The sequence below is a fragment of the uncultured Desulfovibrio sp. genome (assembly GCF_910584445.1).
Lineage (GTDB): Bacteria > Desulfobacterota > Desulfovibrionia > Desulfovibrionales > Desulfovibrionaceae > Desulfovibrio.
The window spans coordinates 62,056-82,033 of record NZ_CAJUBO010000008.1; the positions used below are offsets into that span (position 1 = coordinate 62,056).

At 65.9% G+C, this 19,978-nt stretch carries 22 protein-coding genes; 14 read left to right on the forward strand and 8 right to left on the reverse strand.

Annotation, left to right across the window (positions count from 1 at the left end; translation table 11 throughout):
- Positions 1 to 40 precede the first annotated feature (40 nt).
- The 12 genes from QZ294_RS05275 (at position 41) to QZ294_RS05330 (ending at position 9,983) form a co-directional block, all read left to right on the forward strand.
- Complete coding sequence (locus tag QZ294_RS05275) at positions 41 to 667, forward strand: protein-L-isoaspartate(D-aspartate) O-methyltransferase (protein ID WP_297047750.1); 627 nt, start codon at positions 41 to 43, stop codon at positions 665 to 667.
- 39 nt (positions 668 to 706) lie between these two features.
- On the forward strand, positions 707 to 1,627 hold the full coding sequence (locus QZ294_RS05280) for an Mrp/NBP35 family ATP-binding protein (protein WP_297047662.1): 921 nt from the start codon (positions 707 to 709) through the stop codon (positions 1,625 to 1,627).
- A 172-nt stretch (positions 1,628 to 1,799) separates the two neighbouring features.
- Complete coding sequence (gene pgsA / locus QZ294_RS05285) at positions 1,800 to 2,363, forward strand: CDP-diacylglycerol--glycerol-3-phosphate 3-phosphatidyltransferase (RefSeq protein ID WP_297047664.1); 564 nt, start codon at positions 1,800 to 1,802, stop codon at positions 2,361 to 2,363.
- Complete coding sequence (locus tag QZ294_RS05290; protein WP_297047666.1) at positions 2,360 to 2,614, forward strand: hypothetical protein; 255 nt, start codon at positions 2,360 to 2,362, stop codon at positions 2,612 to 2,614. The genes pgsA and QZ294_RS05290 overlap by 4 nt, the downstream gene beginning before the upstream one ends.
- Before the next feature lie 2 nt (positions 2,615 to 2,616).
- Complete coding sequence (locus QZ294_RS05295) at positions 2,617 to 2,940, forward strand: septum formation initiator family protein (protein ID WP_297047668.1); 324 nt, start codon at positions 2,617 to 2,619, stop codon at positions 2,938 to 2,940.
- Entirely contained in the window at positions 2,924 to 3,802 is an 879-nt protein-coding gene (locus QZ294_RS05300; protein ID WP_297047669.1) for a tetratricopeptide repeat-containing protein, read from the forward strand. Before QZ294_RS05295 ends, QZ294_RS05300 begins: the two co-directional genes overlap by 17 nt.
- A 46-nt stretch (positions 3,803 to 3,848) precedes the next feature.
- Positions 3,849 to 5,348, forward strand: coding sequence for a hypothetical protein (locus QZ294_RS05305; RefSeq protein WP_297047671.1), 1,500 nt, complete (start codon positions 3,849 to 3,851; stop codon positions 5,346 to 5,348).
- A 79-nt stretch (positions 5,349 to 5,427) separates the two neighbouring features.
- Positions 5,428 to 6,429: a class 1 fructose-bisphosphatase gene (fbp, locus tag QZ294_RS05310; protein ID WP_297047673.1), complete on the forward strand. Its 1,002-nt coding sequence runs from the start codon at positions 5,428 to 5,430 to the stop codon at positions 6,427 to 6,429.
- 96 nt (positions 6,430 to 6,525) lie between these two features.
- A complete protein-coding gene (tsaD, locus tag QZ294_RS05315) occupies positions 6,526 to 7,587 on the forward strand; it encodes a tRNA (adenosine(37)-N6)-threonylcarbamoyltransferase complex transferase subunit TsaD (RefSeq protein WP_297047675.1) in 1,062 nt (353 codons plus the stop codon).
- A gap of 425 nt (positions 7,588 to 8,012) precedes the next feature.
- Entirely contained in the window at positions 8,013 to 8,333 is a 321-nt protein-coding gene (gene trxA, locus QZ294_RS05320) for a thioredoxin (protein WP_297047677.1), read from the forward strand.
- Positions 8,330 to 9,259: a thioredoxin-disulfide reductase gene (gene trxB, locus QZ294_RS05325; RefSeq protein ID WP_297047679.1), complete on the forward strand. Its 930-nt coding sequence runs from the start codon at positions 8,330 to 8,332 to the stop codon at positions 9,257 to 9,259. Before trxA ends, trxB begins: the two co-directional genes overlap by 4 nt.
- The gene (locus tag QZ294_RS05330; RefSeq protein WP_297047682.1) at positions 9,252 to 9,983 is read left to right on the forward strand and encodes an outer membrane protein assembly factor BamD; all 732 of its coding nucleotides are present in this window, start codon (positions 9,252 to 9,254) and stop codon (positions 9,981 to 9,983) included. Before trxB ends, QZ294_RS05330 begins: the two co-directional genes overlap by 8 nt.
- Positions 9,984 to 10,279: 296 nt before the next feature.
- Here QZ294_RS05330 and QZ294_RS05335 read toward each other — a convergent pair whose 3' ends face one another.
- The 8 genes from QZ294_RS05335 to QZ294_RS05370 all read right to left on the reverse strand — a co-directional run bounded on the left by QZ294_RS05335 (position 10,280) and on the right by QZ294_RS05370 (position 17,688).
- Complete coding sequence (locus QZ294_RS05335; RefSeq protein WP_297047684.1) at positions 10,280 to 10,762, reverse strand: chemotaxis protein CheW; 483 nt, start codon at positions 10,760 to 10,762, stop codon at positions 10,280 to 10,282.
- Between the two features lie 101 nt (positions 10,763 to 10,863).
- Positions 10,864 to 12,930, reverse strand: coding sequence for a TIGR04326 family surface carbohydrate biosynthesis protein (locus QZ294_RS05340; RefSeq protein ID WP_297047686.1), 2,067 nt, complete (start codon positions 12,928 to 12,930; stop codon positions 10,864 to 10,866).
- Entirely contained in the window at positions 12,927 to 14,003 is a 1,077-nt protein-coding gene (mtnA, locus tag QZ294_RS05345; RefSeq protein WP_297047687.1) for an S-methyl-5-thioribose-1-phosphate isomerase, read from the reverse strand. Before mtnA ends, QZ294_RS05340 begins: the two co-directional genes overlap by 4 nt.
- Positions 14,004 to 14,040: 37 nt before the next feature.
- Positions 14,041 to 14,586 (reverse strand): DUF177 domain-containing protein, encoded by a 546-nt coding sequence (locus QZ294_RS05350; protein WP_297047688.1) that lies wholly within the window; start codon positions 14,584 to 14,586, stop codon positions 14,041 to 14,043.
- Positions 14,587 to 14,645: 59 nt separating this feature from the next.
- A complete protein-coding gene (locus QZ294_RS05355) occupies positions 14,646 to 15,299 on the reverse strand; it encodes a LysE family translocator (protein ID WP_297047690.1) in 654 nt (217 codons plus the stop codon).
- Positions 15,293 to 15,616 carry a GIY-YIG nuclease family protein gene (locus QZ294_RS05360; protein WP_297047692.1) on the reverse strand — a complete coding sequence of 108 codons (324 nt, stop codon included), beginning with the start codon at positions 15,614 to 15,616 and terminating at the stop codon, positions 15,293 to 15,295. Before QZ294_RS05360 ends, QZ294_RS05355 begins: the two co-directional genes overlap by 7 nt.
- Positions 15,613 to 16,158: a hypothetical protein gene (locus QZ294_RS05365; RefSeq protein WP_297047694.1), complete on the reverse strand. Its 546-nt coding sequence runs from the start codon at positions 16,156 to 16,158 to the stop codon at positions 15,613 to 15,615. The genes QZ294_RS05360 and QZ294_RS05365 overlap by 4 nt, the downstream gene beginning before the upstream one ends.
- A 171-nt stretch (positions 16,159 to 16,329) precedes the next feature.
- Positions 16,330 to 17,688: a DUF4147 domain-containing protein gene (locus tag QZ294_RS05370; protein WP_297047696.1), complete on the reverse strand. Its 1,359-nt coding sequence runs from the start codon at positions 17,686 to 17,688 to the stop codon at positions 16,330 to 16,332.
- A 210-nt stretch (positions 17,689 to 17,898) separates the two neighbouring features.
- On the opposite strand from QZ294_RS05370, the gene hflK reads away from it, so the two are divergent.
- Both hflK and hflC read left to right on the forward strand, forming a co-directional pair.
- Complete coding sequence (gene hflK, locus QZ294_RS05375; protein ID WP_297047698.1) at positions 17,899 to 19,122, forward strand: FtsH protease activity modulator HflK; 1,224 nt, start codon at positions 17,899 to 17,901, stop codon at positions 19,120 to 19,122.
- A complete protein-coding gene (hflC, locus tag QZ294_RS05380) occupies positions 19,119 to 19,967 on the forward strand; it encodes a protease modulator HflC (protein ID WP_297047700.1) in 849 nt (282 codons plus the stop codon). The genes hflK and hflC overlap by 4 nt, the downstream gene beginning before the upstream one ends.
- The last annotated feature ends 11 nt before the right edge of the window (positions 19,968 to 19,978 follow it).

The following is a 19,978-nucleotide window of genomic DNA, read 5'->3' on the forward strand; positions in this document are numbered from 1 at the left end:
GGGCACGCCCCAGGTGGACCCCCGGCGCCTTCGGCAGCGCATGGTGGAAGCGCTCGCCCGGCAGCTCGCGCAACGGGGCGTCGAGGCTCCGGCCGTGCTTGCGGCCATGGGCGCCGTGCCCCGGCATCTCTTTGTGGAGGAGGCGCTCCGCGCCCATGCCTATGAAGACACTCCGCTGCCCATTGGCTTTGGTCAGACCATTTCCCAGCCCTCCATCGTCGCGCTGATGACCGCCATGCTCCGGCCGCAGCCCGGCATGCGCGTGCTGGAGATCGGCACAGGTTCCGGCTATCAGGCGGCAGTGCTCGCGGCCATGGGCTGCGCGGTCTTTTCGCTGGAGCGCATGCCGCAACTGCACGCCGCCACCAGCGCGCTGCTGCGATCGCTGCAACTGGCGAACATCCGCACCTATTGCCGCGATGGCACCAGGGGGCTGCCGCTGGCCGCGCCCTTTGAGCGCATCATCGTCACCGCCGGAGGGCCGGAAGTCCCGGCGCCGCTTCTCGACCAGCTCGCCGAGGGCGGCATCCTGCTGATACCGGTGGGGTCCCGGCCGCGCACGCAGCGCCTCCTGAGAGTACACAAGCACCTGGGTCGGACGGATACGGAAGACCTGGGTCCCGTCATCTTTGTGGATCTTGTGGGCGATCATGGCTGGCGGCCGTGATCTCCCGCCTTCCGTAACGTTCAGCCCCAAGGAAATGCCATGTCATCCTGCTCTTCCTGTCCGTCGGGCGCATCCTGTTCGCATTCCACCACGCATGGCGGCGATGGCAACTGCAACGACCAGTTCGCGCTTCAGGACAAACGCATCGCCCAGACCCTGGGCGGCATCCGCCACAAGATTTTCGTCATGAGCGGCAAGGGCGGCGTGGGCAAGAGTTCCGTCACCGTCAATACGGCGGCGGCGCTTGCCAGCCGTGGTCACAAGGTCGGCATCCTGGATGTGGACATGCACGGCCCGAGCGTCCCCAATCTCCTCGGTCTCAAGGGTTCCGTGGAAATCGACGCCGCCACCGGTCTCATGCTGCCCGCGGTGTGCAACGACAATCTTTCCGTCATTTCCATGGATTCCCTGCTGGAGGACAGGGACCAGGCCATCCTCTGGCGCGGTCCCAAAAAATCCTCGGCCATCAGACAGTTTCTGGCTGACGTCAAATGGGGCGCTCTCGATTATCTTCTCATCGATTCCCCTCCCGGCACCGGCGACGAGCACATGACCGTCCTGAAGAGCATCCCGGACGCCCAGTGCGTCGTGGTGACCACTCCGCAGGAGATTTCCCTGGCGGATGTACGCAAGGCCATCAACTTCCTCCAGTATGCGGATGCGGCCATTCTCGGCATGGTGGAAAACATGAGCGGCCTTGTCTGCCCGAACTGCGGCACGGAAATCGACCTTTTCAAGAAAGGCGGCGGCCGTGAGCTGGCGAAAAGCTGCGGCATCCCCTTCCTGGGGTCCATCCCGCTGGACCCGGCCACTGTCGTGGCCGCGGACCGCGGCGTCCCGGTCGTGAACCTTGAGGGCGACTGCCCGGCCAAGACGGCCTTTCTGGCGCTGGCCGACGCCATTGCCGAAGCCTGCGACGGCAGCCTGGAGGGCCTCTCCGCCCCGGCGGCCCGGAAATAGCGGCTTCAGCCGGAAGCGGAACCAGACAAACGGACCGGCGCGCCCTGCATCTGTCGCCTCCTCCGCACGGAACGCAGGCAGGCGGGGCGCGCGTTTTTCCTCTTTTCTCCGGCCCGGTTTTATGCTACCGCTGAACGAGCAGTCGAATCCCTCCAGGCGCGAGCGAGGAGCAATGCTCAACCTTGCCAACAAAATCACCCTCTTGCGTATCCTCATGGCGCCGCTTGTCGTCGTCCTCCTGTATTTCCAGGGTCCGACGCTCTGCATCCTGGCCGCTCTGGTCTTCATCTTTGCCGCCATCACCGACTGGATCGACGGGTACATAGCGCGGCACGCCGACATGGTCACCAGCATGGGCAAATTTCTCGATCCCCTTGCGGACAAGGTGCTCATCTGCTCGGTGCTCATCATGTTCGTCAAGCTCGACTGGGCGCCGGCCTGGGTCGTCATCGTCATCGTCTGCCGCGAACTGGTGGTGACGGGGCTGCGGGCCATGGCTATCGACGAGGGGATCGTCCTGGCCGCCGACAGGTTCGGCAAGGCCAAGACGGTGCTCCAGATCGCCGCCATCATCCCCCTCACGCTCCACTACCCCATTTTCGGCGTTGAACTCTGGCCCGCGGGCGAGGTGCTGCTCTACGCCTCCATGGCCGTTGCCGTATTTTCCGGGGTCAATTACTGCCGGTATTTTTACCGGCACGCGGCGAACACCGTTTCCGCAGGAAAATCGGCATGAGCAGGCTGCAGATCCGCCTCAAGAACTGCATCCAGACGATCCTCGAACTGGAACCCGGCATGCGCGCCTCGGGGGCGGGCAGGAGCTTCGATGAGGATTTCGCTTCGCTGAAGACCTTTCTTTCCCGCATCGACAGCATGGATCTGGCGGAGGAAGACGTGCGGCGTCTCGAAGGGGCCACCGACACCCTGCTTACGGAACTCGGGCTTTCCCGACGCTGGAATGCCCATGACCGGCGTCTGCTGCAATAGTCATGTTCTGGCGCGTCTCCATCCTGCTCATTCTGGGCATTTTCAATCTCGCCCTGTTCAGCCGCATGATCTGGGGTCCCACAGGGCTTGTCGAATACCGCGATCTCAAACGCCAGCACGCGGCCCTGCTGACGGAGATCAGCACCCTTGACGCGGAAAACAGGGCATTGAGCAAGGACATCCGCCTTTTGCAGTCCGACAGCCAGTATGTGGAAAAAATGATTCGCCAGCGCCTGCATTACATGCGGGACAATGAGGTGCTCTACCTCTTTGGCAGCTCGGCCCAACCCAGCCCCGGAGCCTCGGCACATGACGGAAAAGATTGAATGGTACAAAGAGGTGCTCGAACTGGAGCCGAACTCCAAGGTCTTCTTCCCGCTCGCCCGACTGCTCGCCGGGGAAAACCGCGACGATGAGGCCATAGCGGCCCTGGAGCATGGCCTGGAACGCCACGGCGAATTTCTCGAAGCCCGGCTCTTTCTCATTGAACTGCTGTACAGGACAGGGCGGCAGGATGCCTGCGCCAGACAGGTCGAGCGGCTCAGCGCCATGTTCGCCTCCTATGCCGGGTTCTGGCAGGCGTGGGCGGCCTGCCTTTCCGAGGTGGAAGGCGAGGCGGACACGGCCACCGTGCTGCGCTTTCTTGCGGCGCACTTCCTCCATGGTCCCATTTCCCTGCATGAGGTGCTCGACCGGGGCCTGGAGACCCTTCAGGACCATGGTCCCCACCACGGCGCCGTCGCCGCGCACCACGGCATGACCGCCGCCTCCCCGGTGCGGCAGGCCGCGCCCGCCGCGCCCGTTGAAAGCATCGACGCCCCCGCCGGCGCGGAGCCGGCGCCCGAGTGGGAGAGCGCGGCCCCTTCGACGGACGACCCGCGCGCCGAGGAGGACGGGGAAGAACATTTTTCGCTCCGCACGCGTTCCATGGCCGAGGTGCTTGCCGAACAGGGAGACATCAGGGGCGCGCTGGACATCTACAACGAGCTGGCGGCAGCGGCCACACTGCCGGAGGAATGCGCGGACCTCCAGCACCGCATCGCCACCCTGACCGCCCGCATGAGTCACCAGCCCGATGTCCCCCAGCCCGTTCCTCCCGTTGAGGGCGAAAACGGCAGGAGCACCGACAGGCTCATCAGCATGCTCGAGGCTCTTGCGGAACGGGTGGAAGCCAGGGCACAGAGCTGACGCGGCATCTCTGACGAACATGGTACGGGAGAATCGGAGAAATACGGTGTCACATTTCTGCTTGCGCTCTTTCCTTGTCCTGCTGGCCGCGGCATTCCTGTGCGGCTGCAATGCCTACCAGCCCACCAAGAATGTCTGGAAAACGACAAAGGGACTCTGGAACACCTATGTGAGTCCTCCGGCCAGCGTCGACTATGAGGAAAAAGGCGATCTGCCGCCGCAGGCGCTGGCGCTTTCCACAAGCATGATCGGCATCGATGTGGAGCTGGGCAAGCTTGAGCGTGTCATGCAGAATGCCGACAAGCCGCCCACCCGCGAATGGCTCAACGGCCTGTTCGCTTCGTTCCCCTGGCTCAGCGGATTTGCCGGCGTCAAGTACGATGGCACCATTCTTGGGCAGGAACCGGCCAACGCGCTGAAGGAACTCGACTTCATCCCCCTGCTCTACGAAGACAAAAAACAGAACAGCCGCGCCTTGCGGGCGGATGTGCAACCGAGTCCGCTCGGGCCGGAAGTCATGCTCGCCACGCCGCTCTATGATGGCGTCGATTTTCTCGGCATCGTGGTCGCCTATTTCGATATGCGCGCCCTGATGCAGTATTCCGAGCATCCGCAGGACATGGTGGTGCTTTCGCCCTCCGCCCTTTTGTGGCCCGGCAAATACGAATTTGCCGCCACGCCCCTGGCCGGGCTGGACTGGGGCGAGATCGTCAAGCACAGTTCGGCAGGCACCTGCACCAATGCCACGGGTTCGTTCTTCTACCTTGTCCGTTATCTGGGCAACCTGCCGCTCATTTTTGCCGTCCCTGAAAAAGGGACGTTCCCGGAGGGCAATGGCGACGTGCAGCAGGGCGCCCAGTTCTTCCCCCAGGAACGCGAAAAGCTGCCCCCGCCGCCCATGCCTGAACGCGCCAAAAAGACGGACGGCGCCGTCCCGGCGTTCGCCGCCCCGGGTGAAGAGGCGCCCCTTGCCGGTGCCGCCGGCATGGAGGGCGCGAGTCCTGCCCCAAGCCCGGCTGACGCGGTTTCGGGCGCCAACGGCGCGGAGCGCCCGGCCAGGTCCGCCAATGAGATCGCTCCCGGCAGCCGAGACAGCGTCCTGCTCAAGGGCAAGGCAAAGGAACGGCAGCGCGTGCAGGAGCGGCAGCTGGAGGGCGAAAATGTGCCGGTCGAGCGCGTGCAGCGGCCACGGCGTCCTGCCGCGCCGAAAAAGCAGCGCCCGCAGGCGCCCGCGCTGGACCTCATCCCTGATGCGGACATGCCCGCCCTGCCGGGCGGCAGGCCCAGCCCCTTCGGCCCACGCGAGGATCAGGCGGCGCCCGCGCGCCCCAGCCCCTTCGGCCCGAAGGAGAGCGCGCCCCAGGAAGAGACGGCGCGGCCCGCGTCCGAGGAATCCCCTCAAGCGCCGGCTGCCGAAGAGACCCGGCCGCAGAAAACTGCCCCGGCGCCGGACCCCGAGGCCACCGCGCCGGTCGAAGACGCGCCTGCGCGGGAACCGGCGACGCTTCCGGGCGGCAGACCCAGCCCCTTCGGACCGCGCAACTGAGGATATGTGGAGGACGCCCGCGCATGGCGTGCGGGTCCATGCCGTGGCCGGCGCCGCCAGGCCAACAAAGGAGGCTCTCATGGCTGACATTACGGTTACCGAGCACCTTCTCCTGCACCAGAAACGTTCGCCCCACGCCACCGGACAGTTCACCGGTCTGCTCTATGACCTCATCCTTTCCGGCAAGTCCATTGCGCGGCGCATCAACAAGGCCGGGCTGCTCGACATTCTCGGGGGAACGGGGGAAGTCAACGTTCAGGGCGAAGATGTCCAGAAAATGGATTCCATCGCCAACCGGATCATGATCTATCGCATGGAACGGTGCGGCGCGCTCTGCGCCATGAGTTCCGAGGAAGAGGCCGACCTCATCCGCGTCGCGCCGGAATTTCCGCGGGGCGACTACATCCTCATCTTCGACCCGCTGGACGGCTCCTCCAATATCGACATCAACGTGGATGTGGGCACCATCTTCTCCATTCTGCGGCGTCCCGCCGGCAACAGCGGCGACGTCACCCTTGAGGAGGTGCTCCAGCCCGGCATCCAGCAGGTGGCCGCTGGCTACATCCTCTACGGGCCATCCACCATGCTGGTGCTCAGCACCGGCCAGGGCGTGCACGGTTTCACGCTTGACCCGGGCGTGGGAGAATTTCTGCTGTCGCATCCCGACATGCACATCCCCGAGCAGGGTTCCATCTATTCCGTCAACGAAGGCTACTGGCGCTATTGGGACGAACCCACGCGCGAAGCCGTCAAATGGTTCCATAACTGCCAAAGCCCGGAGGGCAAGCCCTATTCCGCCCGGTATGTGGGCGCCCTTGTGGCGGATTTTCACCGCACCCTGCTCCGCGGCGGCATCTATATGTACCCCGCCGACCAGCGCAAGCCGGAAGGCAAGCTGCGCATGATGTGCGAAGCCAATCCTCTGGCCTTCCTCGCCGAACAGGCGGGCGGCATGGCGAGCGACGGCCGGCAGCGCATTCTGGAAAAACGGCCCGATCGCCTGCATGCCAGGACCCCCCTCTTCATTGGCTCGCGCAAGGATGTGGAAGCGGTGGAACGCATCTACGCCCAGCACTCCTAGCCGCCGCGTCACAGACCGCCTGTTTCCGGTCATTCCCCGGTCTCGCGAGGCCGGGGAATGACCGGCATGCCCTCAGCCGCGCATTCCCGATCCGCCATGCTTGTTCTCGGCATAGAAAGCTCCTGCGATGAAACCGCTCTGGCCCTGGTGGCCGATGGCCGGCCCGTGGCCTCGGTGCTCGCCAGCCAGGCCGACATCCACGCCCTCTTCGGCGGTGTCGTGCCGGAGCTGGCCTCGCGCGAACACTACCGCTACATAGGGCCGCTCTTCGATGAACTCATGCGCCGGGCGGATATCGCCCCGCGCGCGCTCGATCTGGTCTGCGCGGCGCGCGGCCCCGGCCTTCTGGGCAGCCTCCTGGTGGGGGTGGCCTTTGCCAAGGCGCTTGCGCTGGGCACCGGAGCGCAGTTTCTCGGCATCGATCATCTGCATGCCCATCTTCTGGCTGCCGGACTTGACGGCGAACTGCCCTTCCCCTGCCTCGGCCTTCTGGTTTCCGGGGGGCACACCCATATTTATCGCATGGAAGCGCCCTGGCGTTTCCTCACCCTGGGCCGCACGCTGGACGATGCCGCCGGCGAGGCGTTCGACAAGGCGGCAAAACTGGCGGGCCTTCCCTATCCGGGCGGAGCGCTGCTGGACAGGCTGGCGCAAGGCGGCGACCCGACGGCCATCGTCCTGCCCCGGCCCTATCTGGACAATGCCAGTCTGGATTTCAGCTTCAGCGGACTCAAGACCGCCGCCGCGCTCTGGCTGGAAAAAAGCTGCCCCGTCGCCTGGCCCAGGCCGCTGCCCTCCCCCGAGGCCGCGCCGCAGGAGCTGCGGGATTTCTGCGCCGCCTTCAACAACGCCGTGGTGGATACCCTGTGCGTCAAGGTGGCCCGGGCATTGCGACAAAACCCGGACATCCGCACGCTTGTGGTGGCGGGTGGCGTGGCAGCCAATTCCCTGCTCCGGCAGCGCGCAGAGGAACTCATGCGGGAACGCGGCGGCCGCTGCCTGGTGCCGCCGCCCGGACTCTGCACCGACAACGCCGTCATGACGGCATATGCCGGCTGGCTTCTGGGGAACGCGGGGTATCGGCACGGCCTTGACATGGAGACCATCCCGCGCGGCAAAAGGATCCCGGACGACATGCGCCTGCGGAATGCCCCCTAGCCGCACCTTGGCGGCGGGCCTGACGCCTTGACAGCATGCGCCGGGGAAACTACAAGACTCTTAGTGGACGCCTCCGGGCGCTTCATGGGCCGCTGCCAACGTCAGCGGACCCGAAAATCAGGAGCAGCAGCGGTTTCCCGTTCCGGCAGCGCATGGTGGGTCCACGACGCTGCCGACCGCGGGCCAGTGCAAAGGCACGCACGGGATCTGCGCCTGCGGCGCGAAAATATGTGAGATCTTGCAGCCATTGCGCTGATTTTCGCGTCCCTCCGCCTGGCAGTCCGCCGCCGCTGGCGGCGCGCATACTGCGCGGCGGAGCTTGTTGCCATCAAGCGGGAACGCCATGCGCGTTCGTGTGGAATGGGTGCGGGATGCTCCCCGCCCCGTTCCGGCGGCACAGCCGCCGAAACCTGAAGGAGAATATCATGGCTGAACAGATCACTGACGCCACGTTTGGAAACATCGTCAAGTCCGACCTGCCTGTCCTTATTGACTTCTGGGCGCCGTGGTGCGGCCCGTGCCGCGCCATGGGTCCCATTGTGGACGAAATAGCCAAGGAATATGAAGGCCGCGTCCGCGTGTGCAAGATGAATGTGGACGAGAACCCCGTCACGCCCACCAAGTACGGCGTGCGCGCCATCCCCACCCTTGTCCTCATCAAGAACGGTGACACGGTCGAGCAGATCACCGGGGCCGTCGCCAAGTCCGCCCTCAAGGATCTTCTCGATACCAAGGCCCTCGCATGAAAATGCACGATGCCGTTATCGTTGGTGCGGGTCCTGCCGGCATAACGGCTGCCCTGTACCTGGCGCGCTCCGGCTGTTCGGTGCTCCTGTTCGAGCAACTGACGCCGGGCGGCCAGGTGCTTCTCACGGAAAAGCTGGAGAATTATCCCGGCTATCCCTCGGGCATCAAGGGCTACGAGCTGGCGGACCTCTTTGCGGCCCACCTGGAAGGACTCGCTGTTGAGCGCCCTGAAGGGGAAGTGACTTCCATCAGCGGCACTGCGGGCGATTTCACCATCAGGGCTTCGGCGGGCAGCGATGAATATCATGCCCGCGCGGTCCTGGTGTGTTCGGGCGCGCGGCACCGCAAGCTCGGACTTGCCAAAGAGGACGCGTTCATCGGTCACGGCGTTTCCTATTGCGCCCTCTGCGATGGCAACTTCTATCGCGGTCAGACCGTCGCCGTGGCCGGTGGCGGCAATGCCGCGCTGGAAGAATCGCTCTATCTTTCCAATATCGCGGCCAGGGTGCATCTCATCCACCGCCGGGATGAATTCCGTGGTCTCAAGGTCTATCAGGACCGGCTCGCCGCCAACGACAAGGTGGAGCTGCACCGCAGCACCATCATTGAGGCCCTGGAAGGAGAGAAGGAGCTGACGGGACTCAGCCTGAAAAATGTCAAGACAGGCGAGCGGGAACATCTGCCCGTGAGCGGGCTTTTCATCTATGTGGGCTTCGCCCCTGAAACGGCCTATCTGCCCGGGAACCTTGAGCGGGATGCCCAGGGATTCATCGTGACCGATACGGAAATGCGCACCAATGTGCCCGGCATTTTCGCCGCCGGTGACATTCGTTCCAAACTCTGCCGCCAGGTGATCACCGCCGCGGGCGACGGCGCAACAGCCGCTCAGTCGGCTTTTGTCTTTCTGGAACAGCTCGATGGCTAAAAAACTGCTCCGCTGTCTTCTGGTGGTCCTGTGTCTCGGCACACTTTCCGGCTGCGGCATCATCGACATGTTCTATCTGCCGCCGGCAGAGGATACCGCACAGGAAATCTTTGAAGCGGCCAACGACGCCATGAGCGAAAAGAATTATGTGCGCGCCGTTGAACTCTACAACAAGCTGCGCGATACCTACCCGTTCAGCCCCTACACCATCGACGCGGAACTTTCGCTGGGCGACGCCTACTTCCTTGACGAGGAGTATGACCTCGCCGCCGAGACCTACAAGGACTTTGAGGCGCTCCACCCGCGCCATGACGCCATCCCCTATGTGCTGTACCAGACGGGCATGTCCCTCATGAAGCAGTTCCGGTCCATTGACCGGGCCACAACGGAACTGCAGGAAGCCTATGACTGCTTCAGCCGTCTCCAGCAGACGTATCCCGATACGCCCTACGCCAAGGGCGCTGAAGAAAATATGCGGAACTGCCGCAAGCTCATGGCCGAGCATGAACTCTACATTGCGGATGTCTTCTGGCATATGGGAAAATACGGTCCGGCCTGGCGCCGTTATGAATTCATCGCGGAAAACTTCAAGGATGTGCCCGAAGTCGCCGAACACGCCAAGGAAAAGAGCGTGGCGGCCTACCATAACTTCCGCGCCGAAGAGGCGAACCAGATCCGCGAAAAGCGCCAGGGTTCCTGGAAAAACTGGTTCACCTGGCTCTAGCGGCGAGGCGTCCCTGCCGTTCACCGCGCAGCCGTGATGTGGCGGCTCTCAGAGAACCCCTTTTGCACCGGCCATGTGTCAGGGCATCGCCATGCCCCAATAGGCCCCAAAAGCACATCGGCGGACAGCCACGCCCCCGCGTGACCGTCCGCCGATGTGGTACCGTCCTTCCGGACCAGCCTTCCTTTCTCTTCCCTGACGTTGTGCGCGTCTCCTGCGGCACGCGCCCGGCGCCCGAGAACATGCGCGCCACGGCTTCCCTGACCGGCAACCGGGCGTTCTTACGCCGAAAAGGCTCAGGCGGGGACGAAATCTATGCTGCCGAGCAGATGATCCAGATCCAGAAGGATGAGCAGCCGGTTGTCCAGCTTGCCAATGCCCCGGATATATTCGGAACCGATGCCCGCGACCACCGGCGGCGGATCTTCCACCGTGCTTTCGGGGATGCGGAGGACCTCGGAAACACCGTCCACGAGAAAGCCCACGATCTTCTGTTCCAGTTCCATGACCACGATGCGGGTGTTGCTGTCCGGGGTATGCGCGGCCTTGTTGAAACGGGTCCGCATGTTGATGACCGGAATGACCTTGCCGCGCAGGTTGATGACCCCTTCGATGAATTCCGGCGCGCGGGGCACCATGGTTATCTGCATCAGGCGGATGATCTCCTGCACGGCGAGAATGTCCACGCCGAACTCTTCCTCGCCGATGCGGAATGTGACCAGCTGGATGAGATCGTCGTCGTGCGGATCATGGCCCGGAGCCGTCGCGACCTGAGTCATGGCATATCCTCCTTGCGCGGCGTCGTCCCGCCGCCATGCCGTCCTTGTGCCTGCCTTATCGGCAGCCTCTGAAAAAACTTAGGACCTCCGCGGCCTGCCCATCATGCGGGATGCCTCGGGCCAAGCCCCAGAAGCCTGCGCCAGCGCGGAAGCCCCGGATCAAGGTCCAGATACCCCTCCGGGATGCTGGGGACGGCAGGCGCGGCGAGATGCCGGCGCACATCGTCCGGAGTAGCCGTGCGCGCCAGCCCCGGCACGTCCTGAAGCGGGCAGAGGTCAAAATCATCCTCGGGAACCATGACCATGAGCGGCAGGCCCTTGAGCGCCGCTTCCAGCGCCGCCGTGGTGGAGTTGGATGTCCAGACCGTCACGCCCGGGGCAAGCGCCAGCGCCAGCGGCGCGTCACTGATACGCACGCGTTCGGCATCCGCGCCGAGCAGCTCGCGCACGATCCCATCCACCGGCAGGTAGGGATGCGGCTTGACCGTGATCTCCCATCCCGTCAGCAGCCCCTGGCGAAAACAGCGGGCAAAAAGACGCAAGTGGGCCTCTGTTTCATCGCGGAAAAAACTCGTGAGCAGAAGAAGCCGCCGCGCCGCTGCATGCCCCCCGGCCTCGCCAGGTACGGACAGCGCGGCATCCGTCGCGCCTTCCGCAAGGTAGAGATAGCGCAGGGCCTCGACTTCTCCCAGACGTTGGCGGGGCATGCCCGCGTCCAGCCACTGGCGGCAGGCCGAACGGCCGTTGCCCTCAATGGCGTCCGGCTGAAAAACGGCGCAATCCGGGGCCGTGAAGGTACGCGGATCATCGAAGTATCTGAAGTCCGTCGGGCGGATGCTGGAGTGCTGCGCGCCGATGACCGGGCCTGGGGTCCGCGCGGCCACATCACGCCCGGGAACTGTCCTGCCTCCGGCTGACGCGGGCCGCGCCGCCCCGCGGGACCGCACGGCTGTGGTCAGCATCCGCTCCCAGGGACAATTCTCCAGGGGGAAAAGCGTCCAGCGCTGCGGACCGCACCAATCGGCATAGCGCAGGAAGGCCCGCTGTTGCAGGCAACGCTCCAGACAGCGCCAGCCCCGGAAGGATTCCGCCCAATCCTTTTTGGCGTAGCGCCAGAAATTGAGCCGCGAACCGGCGAAACGGCAGGCCGCCGCGGCCTGCTTCTGAAAGCGCAGGCTCGCCACGGCAAGCCGCAGCCAGCGCAGGCTCGCCGCCCACAGATCGCCCGTGTCGAGAAATTCCTCAAGATAGTGGAAGGAGAGTCCGTCCTTTCCGGTTTTCCGGAACAGGTCGCGCAGTTCGCGGCACCGGGCAAAACTGAGCTGGGGCGACGGAAAGCGGATGAACAGCCAGCGCACAAAGTGTCCGCCCCGGGGATACTCGCGCCGCGCGCACGCATTGAACGCGTCATGGAGTCCCTCCCAGTACCGGGAACGGAACCGCCCTTCTTCCGCGGCATGCATATCCACATTGGGGAAATAGGTCACGATGGTGGCCGTCAGGTCTTCCCGTTCCCTGCCGGGCGCGCGCTCCGGCCGGCCGGCGCCCGCAAACGGCAGCATCCGGCGGACCTTCCACCACCAGTGGACAAAACGCGCCAGCGCCCGCACCGGTGCCGGGCACCATCCATAGAGCCGCCGCGCCAGTGAAGGCGCCCCTTCCGCCGTCCCGCCCCCCGCCGGAGACGAGGCGGAAAACTCCCGCCCGGTGGCGGAGCAAAATCCGGCCAGCGTTGCCCGAAGGTCGGCATCGCCCCCCACCAGAAGCACGCCGGCGCAACCTTCCGCTTCCAGAAGGCGTTCAAGACAGCGCAGCCTGTAGATGCTGTAAAGATCCGGCGTCATCTTGGGATGGCGTTCATAGAGCAGGGAGCACCACCACATGGAAAGGTCCTCGCCGCAGCGCAGGCGCTCCTGCAGCTCGCATGCCTCCGGACCGCCCGGACCTGTGGGGAGACGCCCCATGTCATAGGCCCAGGCCATATGTTCGGCGCGGATGGACAGAAGATCGGCATGCAGGCGCGCGGGGATGGAGACCTCGCCGGGCCGCGTTTCCCACTCGTCCCAGAGGGCGACGACTGTATCCGCATCATGCGGGGGGGCGTCCGCACCGGGCAGGTCCCCTGTCGGTCCGCGATCCCCGGCAGCCCACAGGAACAGCCGCTTCACGACAGCGCTCCCCCTCCTTCGGCGCCTCTCCTGGCTGCCGCGATGGCATCGCCATACGGCGCCCGAAGGACGCCCGCTTCGGTGATGATGCCGCTGATGAGTCCGGCCGGGGTGACGTCAAAGGCGAAATTGTACACCGGCACGTCTTCGGGCGTGATGCGGCGGCCGCCCATGCGGGTGACTTCCCCGGCGGGGCGCTCCTCAATGGGGATGCCCGCGCCGTCGGGGGTGGCGGCATCGATGGTGGAGAGCGGCGCCGCCACATAGAACGGCACCTGAAAATGCCGCGCCAGGATCGCCACGCCCATGGTGCCGATCTTGTTGGCCGTGTCCCCGTTGGCGGCAATGCGGTCCGCGCCCACAACGACCGCCTGGATCATCCCCCTGCTCATGAGATGGGCGCAGGCATTGTCGCAGGCCACCGTCACGGGGATGCCGTCCTGCGCCAGTTCCCAGGCGGTAAGCCGCGCCCCCTGAAGAAAAGGCCGCGTTTCATCGGCAATGACGCGGATGCGCTTGCCCTGTTCCACCGCCGCGCGAATGACCCCAAGCGCCGTGCCATATCCCGCCGTAGCCAACGCTCCGGCATTGCAATGGGTGAGGACGCAATCCCCGTCCCGGAGGAGTTCCGCGCCGTGCCGTCCCATACGGCGACACAGGGCTTCATCTTCGCGCTGTATGGCCGTTGCCTCGCGGTCAAAGAGCGCCTGCAGCTCCGCCAGGGGAAGGTCCTCCCCCGCTTCCGCCGCGCGCCAGACGCCGCGCATGCGTTCCACGGCCCAACGCAGGTTGACGGCCGTGGGCCGCGCCGCCGCCAGGCGTTCAAGGTCCGCTTCAAGACGGCGCCGGGCGGCATCCCCGCCCCGGGCGACGGCGCAGCGCACGGCAAGGGCGCAGCCGAAGGCGGCCGTCACGCCGATGGCGGGCGCGCCGCGCACCACCATGGTTTTCAGGGCGTCAATGACGTCATCCGGCGTGCGGCAGACCACATCGGCCTCCGCTTCGGGCAACAGGCGCTGGTCAAGCAGATGCAGCGCCCCCTCATCGGCATCAAAACGGATATGACTGTTCACAGGTCACCTTTCCGGTGTTTCCGTCCGCATGTCCAGGCTATTGCCGCCGCGCCGCCAGCTCCCGCAGGGGGGCCATGCGCGGGTCCTCCTCTTCCGGCGCGCAGGCGCAGCACCCTTCATTGAGATTGGTACCGCAGATGGGGCACAGTCCCCTGCATTCCTCCCGGCACAGCGGCGCCACCGGCAGGGCCAGCAGGAATTCTTCCCAGCAGACGGCGGCAAGGTCGAGCATGGGCGCGTGCCGGTCATACACCACATGCCCGGTGCCATCGGGGTCGGCATCGGCCAGCGCGGCGCTCTCCTCGGGGGGGATCTCCTCAAACTCCTCAAAGCCGGCGTCGATCTCCACGGCGGCATCCTCGGCGCAGCGGTTGCAGGGCATGATGACGGAACCCGTGAGCCGGCCGCGCACGAGGCAGCCATCCTCCGCGGGGACAACGCTCATATGCGCCTCAAGCCGCCGCTGGATGCGGCACTCCATATGGAACTCGCGCAGGGGCGCGAGCCAGATGTCCTGGTCGTCAAGCGTGAAGTCCTTTCCACCGGGAGGCAGATCGTTGATGGAGACAAGATACTTGCGCATGGGTCCCTCGCTCTCAGGCGCGCAGGGATGCGCGCCCGGGCATCAGTTTGTATCGGCCGTCACTGCCCCGTGACGAGCAGGGCCGCGGCAAGCCCCAGAAACACGAGACCGGCCGCCCGATTGACGAAAATCTGCCCCCGGCGCGAGGCATTGAACCGGCGCGCCAGTCTGCCGCCCAGGGCGGCCACCGAAAAAAAGACAAGGATCGTCGCCAGGATGAACAGGGCACCCAGCAGGACGACCTGCACGGGCACGCTGCCGCGCTCAGGTTCGCAGAATTGGGGCAAAAAGGCCAGAAAGAAGAGGCAGACCTTGGGGTTGGTCACATTCATGAGGATGCCGCGCCGATAGAGCGCGCCGTATCCGGGAAACTGCGCGCCGCCGCGCGCCGCCGCGCCGGGGGCTTCGGGCACGCGGGCCAGGGCGGCGCCGGAACGGAAGGAAAGCCACGCCAGATACAGCAGATAGCATGCGCCCAGGATCTTGAGCAGCCAGAACGCCGTGGGCGAACTGCGGAAGATGACGGCCACGCCCAGGGCAACGGCCGTGGTGTGGACGCACAGCCCCGTCGCCAGGCCAAGCGTGGTGACCATGCCCGCGCCCGCGCCGTACAGGGCCGACTGGGTGAGCACAAAAATATTGTCCGGACCCGGGGCAAGAGAAAGCACGAGTGCCGCCGCGAAAAAGGCACTCGCCATCTCAAGGCTCAGCATGGCCCGGTCCCCTTGCCGGCGGCCTCCCCGCACAGCAGGCGCCGTTTCTCCGCGCGGGGACGCGCCTTGACCGCGCGCTCCAGACGCAGCGCCGTTCCCTTGTCCGGGCAGGACAGGCTCGCCACAAGGCGCACCGGGCGCCGGCCCCTGGTATAGCGGGCGCCCCCCGGCAACAGCCCGTTATGCTGGGCCACGCGGCGCTCAGGATCGCGCGTGATCCCGCAATAGAGCGTACCGTCGCGGCATTCCAGCAGATAGACATGCCAGAAGGTCTCCCCGCTCCCTCCGCCGTCCGCGCGCAACGGTGCGGCGCTCATCCGTTGAACCCGCCCGCCAGCCAGACCGTGAGCATGAACGAGACGAACCAGTTCCCAAGGCGCCATGTCCAGGGATTTGCCTGGCGTCCCTCCATGAGCAGCCGCATGGAGCGGATGCTGCCCGCAATGGCGCCCGCAAGGTGGAACACGGCAAAGCCGATGCCCGCCAGCAGGCCGAACTGCGAAAGACAGACAAGAAAGAGGGCAAACGTGACGCAGGGGACAAGACAGGCATTGCCGTCCGCGCCCGTGGCCGTCCAGACACGGCCGAAACCGGCGCCGGCGCGGTCGCGGAACGTGCCGCCCATGCGGGAGGACCATCCCCCGGCGGCGCCCCCCTGGCGCCAGCCGCCGCCGCGGCATCCGCCGGAGCGCCCCGCGCCACGGCCGTCCCCGGGTCCGGACGCTCCGGCCATGCCTTCCCGGCCGGGCGCGTCCTCCGGTCCGAGCACTTCGGCATCAAGGACGCGGCGGCCGTCATCCGGCTGGTTCCCGGGGATCATGGCGCCGCTGCCGGCATCGCCGTCAGGGTGCTGGTTCATGCGTTTCCTCCTGGCGGCAGGGCCGCCGATGCAGTGCGGAGCGGGGCACTCCGCTTTCCGGCGTTTGCGCCGCCAATGGCGGCAACGCGCAGCCTGTTCCCGGTCCTTGCGAACGCCGCCGTTGCCCGCGGCCACTCCGCGTACCGGTTGTGCCGCGCGCCGGCGTCCGCGTCAAGCTCCGCGCCCGTCGCCGGGTGTTTCGACCACAAGGATGGCGAGATCCATCACATTGGTGCGCGTGGGACCGGTGACGAAGAGATCGCCGCCCCGCGCGAGGGCCGCATTGCTGTCATTGTTCCGCAGAAAGGCACACGCGGCCTCCCTGCCGCCCATGCGGGCCACGCTGCCGGCATCGGCAAAACCGCCGGCGGCCCCGGTGGGTCCGTCAGTGCCGTCCGTGCCCGCAAACATGCAGCTGACGGCAGGCATGTCCTCAAGCTCCAGCGCCGCCGCAAGCGCCATTTCCTGATTGCGGCCGCCCAGGCCGTTGCCTGTGAGCGTCACCGTGGTCTCGCCGCCCGCGAGCAGGCAGACGCGCCGGCCGCCGGAAGCGGGAGCGGCGGCCACGCGCCGGGCTTCGGCCACGAGAGCGCGCGCCACGTCCCGCGCTTCGCCGGTGAGGCTGTCCGTGAGGATGCGGGACTCCATGCCCAGGGCTTGCGCCCGTGCGGCCGCCGCCTCCAGAGCCTGGCGATTGGTGGCGGCAAGCACATTGCAGACCCGGGAAAAAAGCTCGTCGCCCGGCTTGGGCGTCTCCCCGGTCAGTCCTGCCGCCCCGGACTCCAGATGGCGGCGTGCCGCCGCGGGCACCTCGGAGAGGAGATGGAAGCGACCGAGGATCTCCAGACACTCGGCAAAGGTGGACAGATCCGGGGAGGTTGGTCCCGAGGCGATGACGTCCAGCGCATCACCGACCACATCGGAAACGATGATGCCGAGCACATCCGCCCCATTGGCCGCGGCGGAAAGCCGGCCGCCCCCGAAGACCGAAAGGTGCTTGCGGACGGCATTCACCTCCCGGATGGTGGCGCCGCACTGGAGCAGCAGGTTCGTCGTGCCCTGGATATCCGCAAGGCACAGCCCGGCTGCGGGCGCGGGCGTGAGCGCGCTGGCGCCGCCGGTGAGCAGGCAGATGAGCAGGTCGCCCGGAGCGCAGGAGCGGGCGATCTCCAGAATGCGGGCGGCCGCGGCGACGCCCGCCGCATCCGGCACGGGATGCGCCGCCTGGGCCAGGACGATGCGGCGCAGCGGCAACTCATGCCCGTATTTGACGACCACGAACCCCTCGTCGATATGCGCGCCCAAAAGGCATTCCAGCGCCCGGGCCATGGGCGCGGCCCCCTTGCCCGCCCCGACAACGCGCACGCGGCCACGGTCCAGCTCCCAGGCGCGACCGGCAGCCTCAAGCCGCCGCCCCCCGCGCGAGAGGCGCACATGGCGCGCCACGGCGGCGTCCGGCGCCACTGCCGCCAGCGCGGCCCGGAATATCTCCCGCAATCGCTCGCGCCGCCCGTTGTCACGTCCGTCCATGAGCGCTCCTTTTCCGTACATGCCCATGCCTTCCGCATACCAGAGACAGCCCCGCTTGTCATGGAAACTTCGGGACCGCATGCGGGGCGCGCCCGCCGGGGCGCGGCCTTGCTTCTTGACCAGCAACGCCGGGTAGCCTATGAATAGTCCTCCTCGTAGCGCGTCGCGGCACCGGGACGCCCCCACCAGCAGCCAAGGATTTTTTCTGCCATGAACTGGGACTGGGACAAGCTTCAGGAAAAACGGCAGCGGCAACAGGGCGCGCAACGTCCGCCCCGCCGTCCGGAAGAGCCGGACGGCGACGATGTGGAGGCCGGACGCGAAAAGCCGCGAAACCAGCGCTATCTGCTCAACGGCACCCGCGGCGGCGGTCCCAATCCCCTTGAACGCCTTTCCCGCCTCAAGACGCCGAACGGCCGCCTCATCCTGCTTGTCGCGCTGGCGGTCATCGTGCTTTGGCTGCTTTCGGGCATCTATATCGTCAATCCCGACGAACAGGGGGTCGTGCTCCGCTTCGGCCGCTATGACCGCACGGTGGACCCCGGACCCCATTACGCGCTGCCCGCGCCGTTTGAGACCGTCTATAAGCCGCAGGTCACGCAGGTGCTCCGCAGCGAGGTGGGCTTCCGCTCCGTGGGGCAGAGCGCCACGTTCCAGCAGGGGCAGGTCCGCACCATCGCCGAAGAGGCGTCCATGCTCACCGGCGACGAGAATATCGTCAATGTCCAGTTCAGCGTCCAGTACAAGATCAGCGATCCGGTCCAGTATCTCTTCAATGTCAGCGCGCCCTCGGCCCTGGTACGCAACGCGGCCGAAGCCGCCATGCGGGAGGTCATCGGCAACAGCGAGATAGACTCCGCCATCACCGACGGCAAGCTCAAGATCCAGAGCGAGGCGACCCAGTTGCTGCAGCATATCCTTGACCGCTACGGCGCGGGCATCCAGATCATCGCCGTCCAGCTCCAGGACGTGCACCCGCCCAAGGAAGTCATTGACGCTTTCAAGGATGTGGCAAGCGCGCGCGAGGACAAGAGCCGGATCATCAATCAGGCCGAAGCCTACCGCAATGAACTTCTGCCCAGGGCACGGGGCCAGGCCGCGGCCATGAAGAACCAGGCCGAAGCCTACAGCGCCACCCGCGTGCGTACCGCCGAGGGCGACGCGGCGCGCTTTGACGCCCTGCGCGTGGAGTACGACAAGGCGCCCAAGGTCACCAGGCAGCGCCTGTATTACGAAACCATGGAAGATATCCTTGCCGGTTCCGGCGAAAAGGTGCTCATGGACGGCGCGGCCGCCTCGCGGGCGCTCCCGTATCTGCCCCTGCCGAGCCTGAGCGCCCCGCAGGGACAGACCGCAAGCCCCGAACGGCGTGCCGCCCCGGAGGCCAAGACCTCCCCCACCCCGGGGACAGCCAGCGCGGGAGAACAGCGATGAAGAAGAATCCGCTCCTGCTCGTGGTGCTGCTCCTCGCCCTGGCGGCGCTGGCGAGCCAGTGCTTTTTCACCGTCCACCAGACGCAGAAGGCGCTCGTCCTCCAGCTGGGCGAACCCCTGCCGGAAGTCTATGGCCCGGGCCTGCACTTCAAGCTTCCCTTCATCCAGAATGTCGTGTATTTCGACTCGCGGGTGCTCAATTACGAGGCCCGCTCCCGCGAAGCCTTCACTGTGGACAAGAAGGCCATCGTTCTGGACAACTATGCACGCTGGCGCATCATCGATCCGCTCCAGTTCTACCGCACCATGCGTACCATCCCCGGGGCGCAGGCCAGGCTCGACGACGTGGTGTATTCGCAGTTGCGGGCGCTCGTGGGCGCCTATACGCTGACGCAGGTCGTTTCCTCGCACCGCGCGGCCATCATGAAGGAAGTCACGGACAAGGTCTCGGACCTCATGAAACCCTTCGGCGTGGAAGTGCTCGATGTCCGCATCAAGCGGACAGACCTGCCGCAGGAAAACCAGCGCGCCATTTTTGAACGCATGCGCGCCGAGCGCGAGCGCCAGGCCAAGCAGTACCGTTCCGAAGGCGAGGAGGAATCCACACGCATCCGTTCCGACGCGGACCGGCAGCGTGCGCTCATCCTTGCCGAAGCGGCCCGCGAGGCCCAGGTGGAACGCGGCCGTGGCGATGCCAGGGCGGCGGCCACCTATGCCGGCGCCTACAGCAAGTCCCCGGATTTTTATGCCTATCAGCGCTGGCTGGAAGCCATGCGAAAATCCTTCAAAGAAAACAGCAAGATGGTTCTCACCAACCAAGCGCCGCTGCTCAACCTTCAGGAATGACGCAGCGTCAG

Excerpts from the sequence above, each read along its gene's own strand:
- QZ294_RS05290 (WP_297047666.1), top strand. The coding sequence starts at position 2,360 with ATGAGCAGGCTGCAGATCCGCCTCAAGAACTGCATCCAGACGATCCTC.
- trxB (WP_297047679.1), top strand. The coding sequence starts at position 8,330 with ATGAAAATGCACGATGCCGTTATCGTTGGTGCGGGTCCTGCCGGCATA.
- pgsA (WP_297047664.1), top strand. The coding sequence starts at position 1,800 with ATGCTCAACCTTGCCAACAAAATCACCCTCTTGCGTATCCTCATGGCG.
- QZ294_RS05330 (WP_297047682.1), top strand. The coding sequence starts at position 9,252 with ATGGCTAAAAAACTGCTCCGCTGTCTTCTGGTGGTCCTGTGTCTCGGC.
- QZ294_RS05280 (WP_297047662.1), top strand. The coding sequence starts at position 707 with ATGTCATCCTGCTCTTCCTGTCCGTCGGGCGCATCCTGTTCGCATTCC.
- QZ294_RS05335 (WP_297047684.1), bottom strand. The coding sequence starts at position 10,762 with ATGACTCAGGTCGCGACGGCTCCGGGCCATGATCCGCACGACGACGAT.
- hflC (WP_297047700.1), top strand. The coding sequence starts at position 19,119 with ATGAAGAAGAATCCGCTCCTGCTCGTGGTGCTGCTCCTCGCCCTGGCG.
- hflK (WP_297047698.1), top strand. The coding sequence starts at position 17,899 with ATGAACTGGGACTGGGACAAGCTTCAGGAAAAACGGCAGCGGCAACAG.
- QZ294_RS05360 (WP_297047692.1), bottom strand. The coding sequence starts at position 15,616 with ATGAGCGCCGCACCGTTGCGCGCGGACGGCGGAGGGAGCGGGGAGACC.
- QZ294_RS05365 (WP_297047694.1), bottom strand. The coding sequence starts at position 16,158 with ATGAACCAGCACCCTGACGGCGATGCCGGCAGCGGCGCCATGATCCCC.
- QZ294_RS05295 (WP_297047668.1), top strand. The coding sequence starts at position 2,617 with ATGTTCTGGCGCGTCTCCATCCTGCTCATTCTGGGCATTTTCAATCTC.
- QZ294_RS05300 (WP_297047669.1), top strand. The coding sequence starts at position 2,924 with ATGACGGAAAAGATTGAATGGTACAAAGAGGTGCTCGAACTGGAGCCG.
- trxA (WP_297047677.1), top strand. The coding sequence starts at position 8,013 with ATGGCTGAACAGATCACTGACGCCACGTTTGGAAACATCGTCAAGTCC.
- fbp (WP_297047673.1), top strand. The coding sequence starts at position 5,428 with ATGGCTGACATTACGGTTACCGAGCACCTTCTCCTGCACCAGAAACGT.
- QZ294_RS05275 (WP_297047750.1), top strand. The coding sequence starts at position 41 with ATGGTGGAAGCGCTCGCCCGGCAGCTCGCGCAACGGGGCGTCGAGGCT.
- QZ294_RS05370 (WP_297047696.1), bottom strand. The coding sequence starts at position 17,688 with ATGGACGGACGTGACAACGGGCGGCGCGAGCGATTGCGGGAGATATTC.
- QZ294_RS05355 (WP_297047690.1), bottom strand. The coding sequence starts at position 15,299 with ATGCTGAGCCTTGAGATGGCGAGTGCCTTTTTCGCGGCGGCACTCGTG.
- QZ294_RS05350 (WP_297047688.1), bottom strand. The coding sequence starts at position 14,586 with ATGCGCAAGTATCTTGTCTCCATCAACGATCTGCCTCCCGGTGGAAAG.
- tsaD (WP_297047675.1), top strand. The coding sequence starts at position 6,526 with ATGCTTGTTCTCGGCATAGAAAGCTCCTGCGATGAAACCGCTCTGGCC.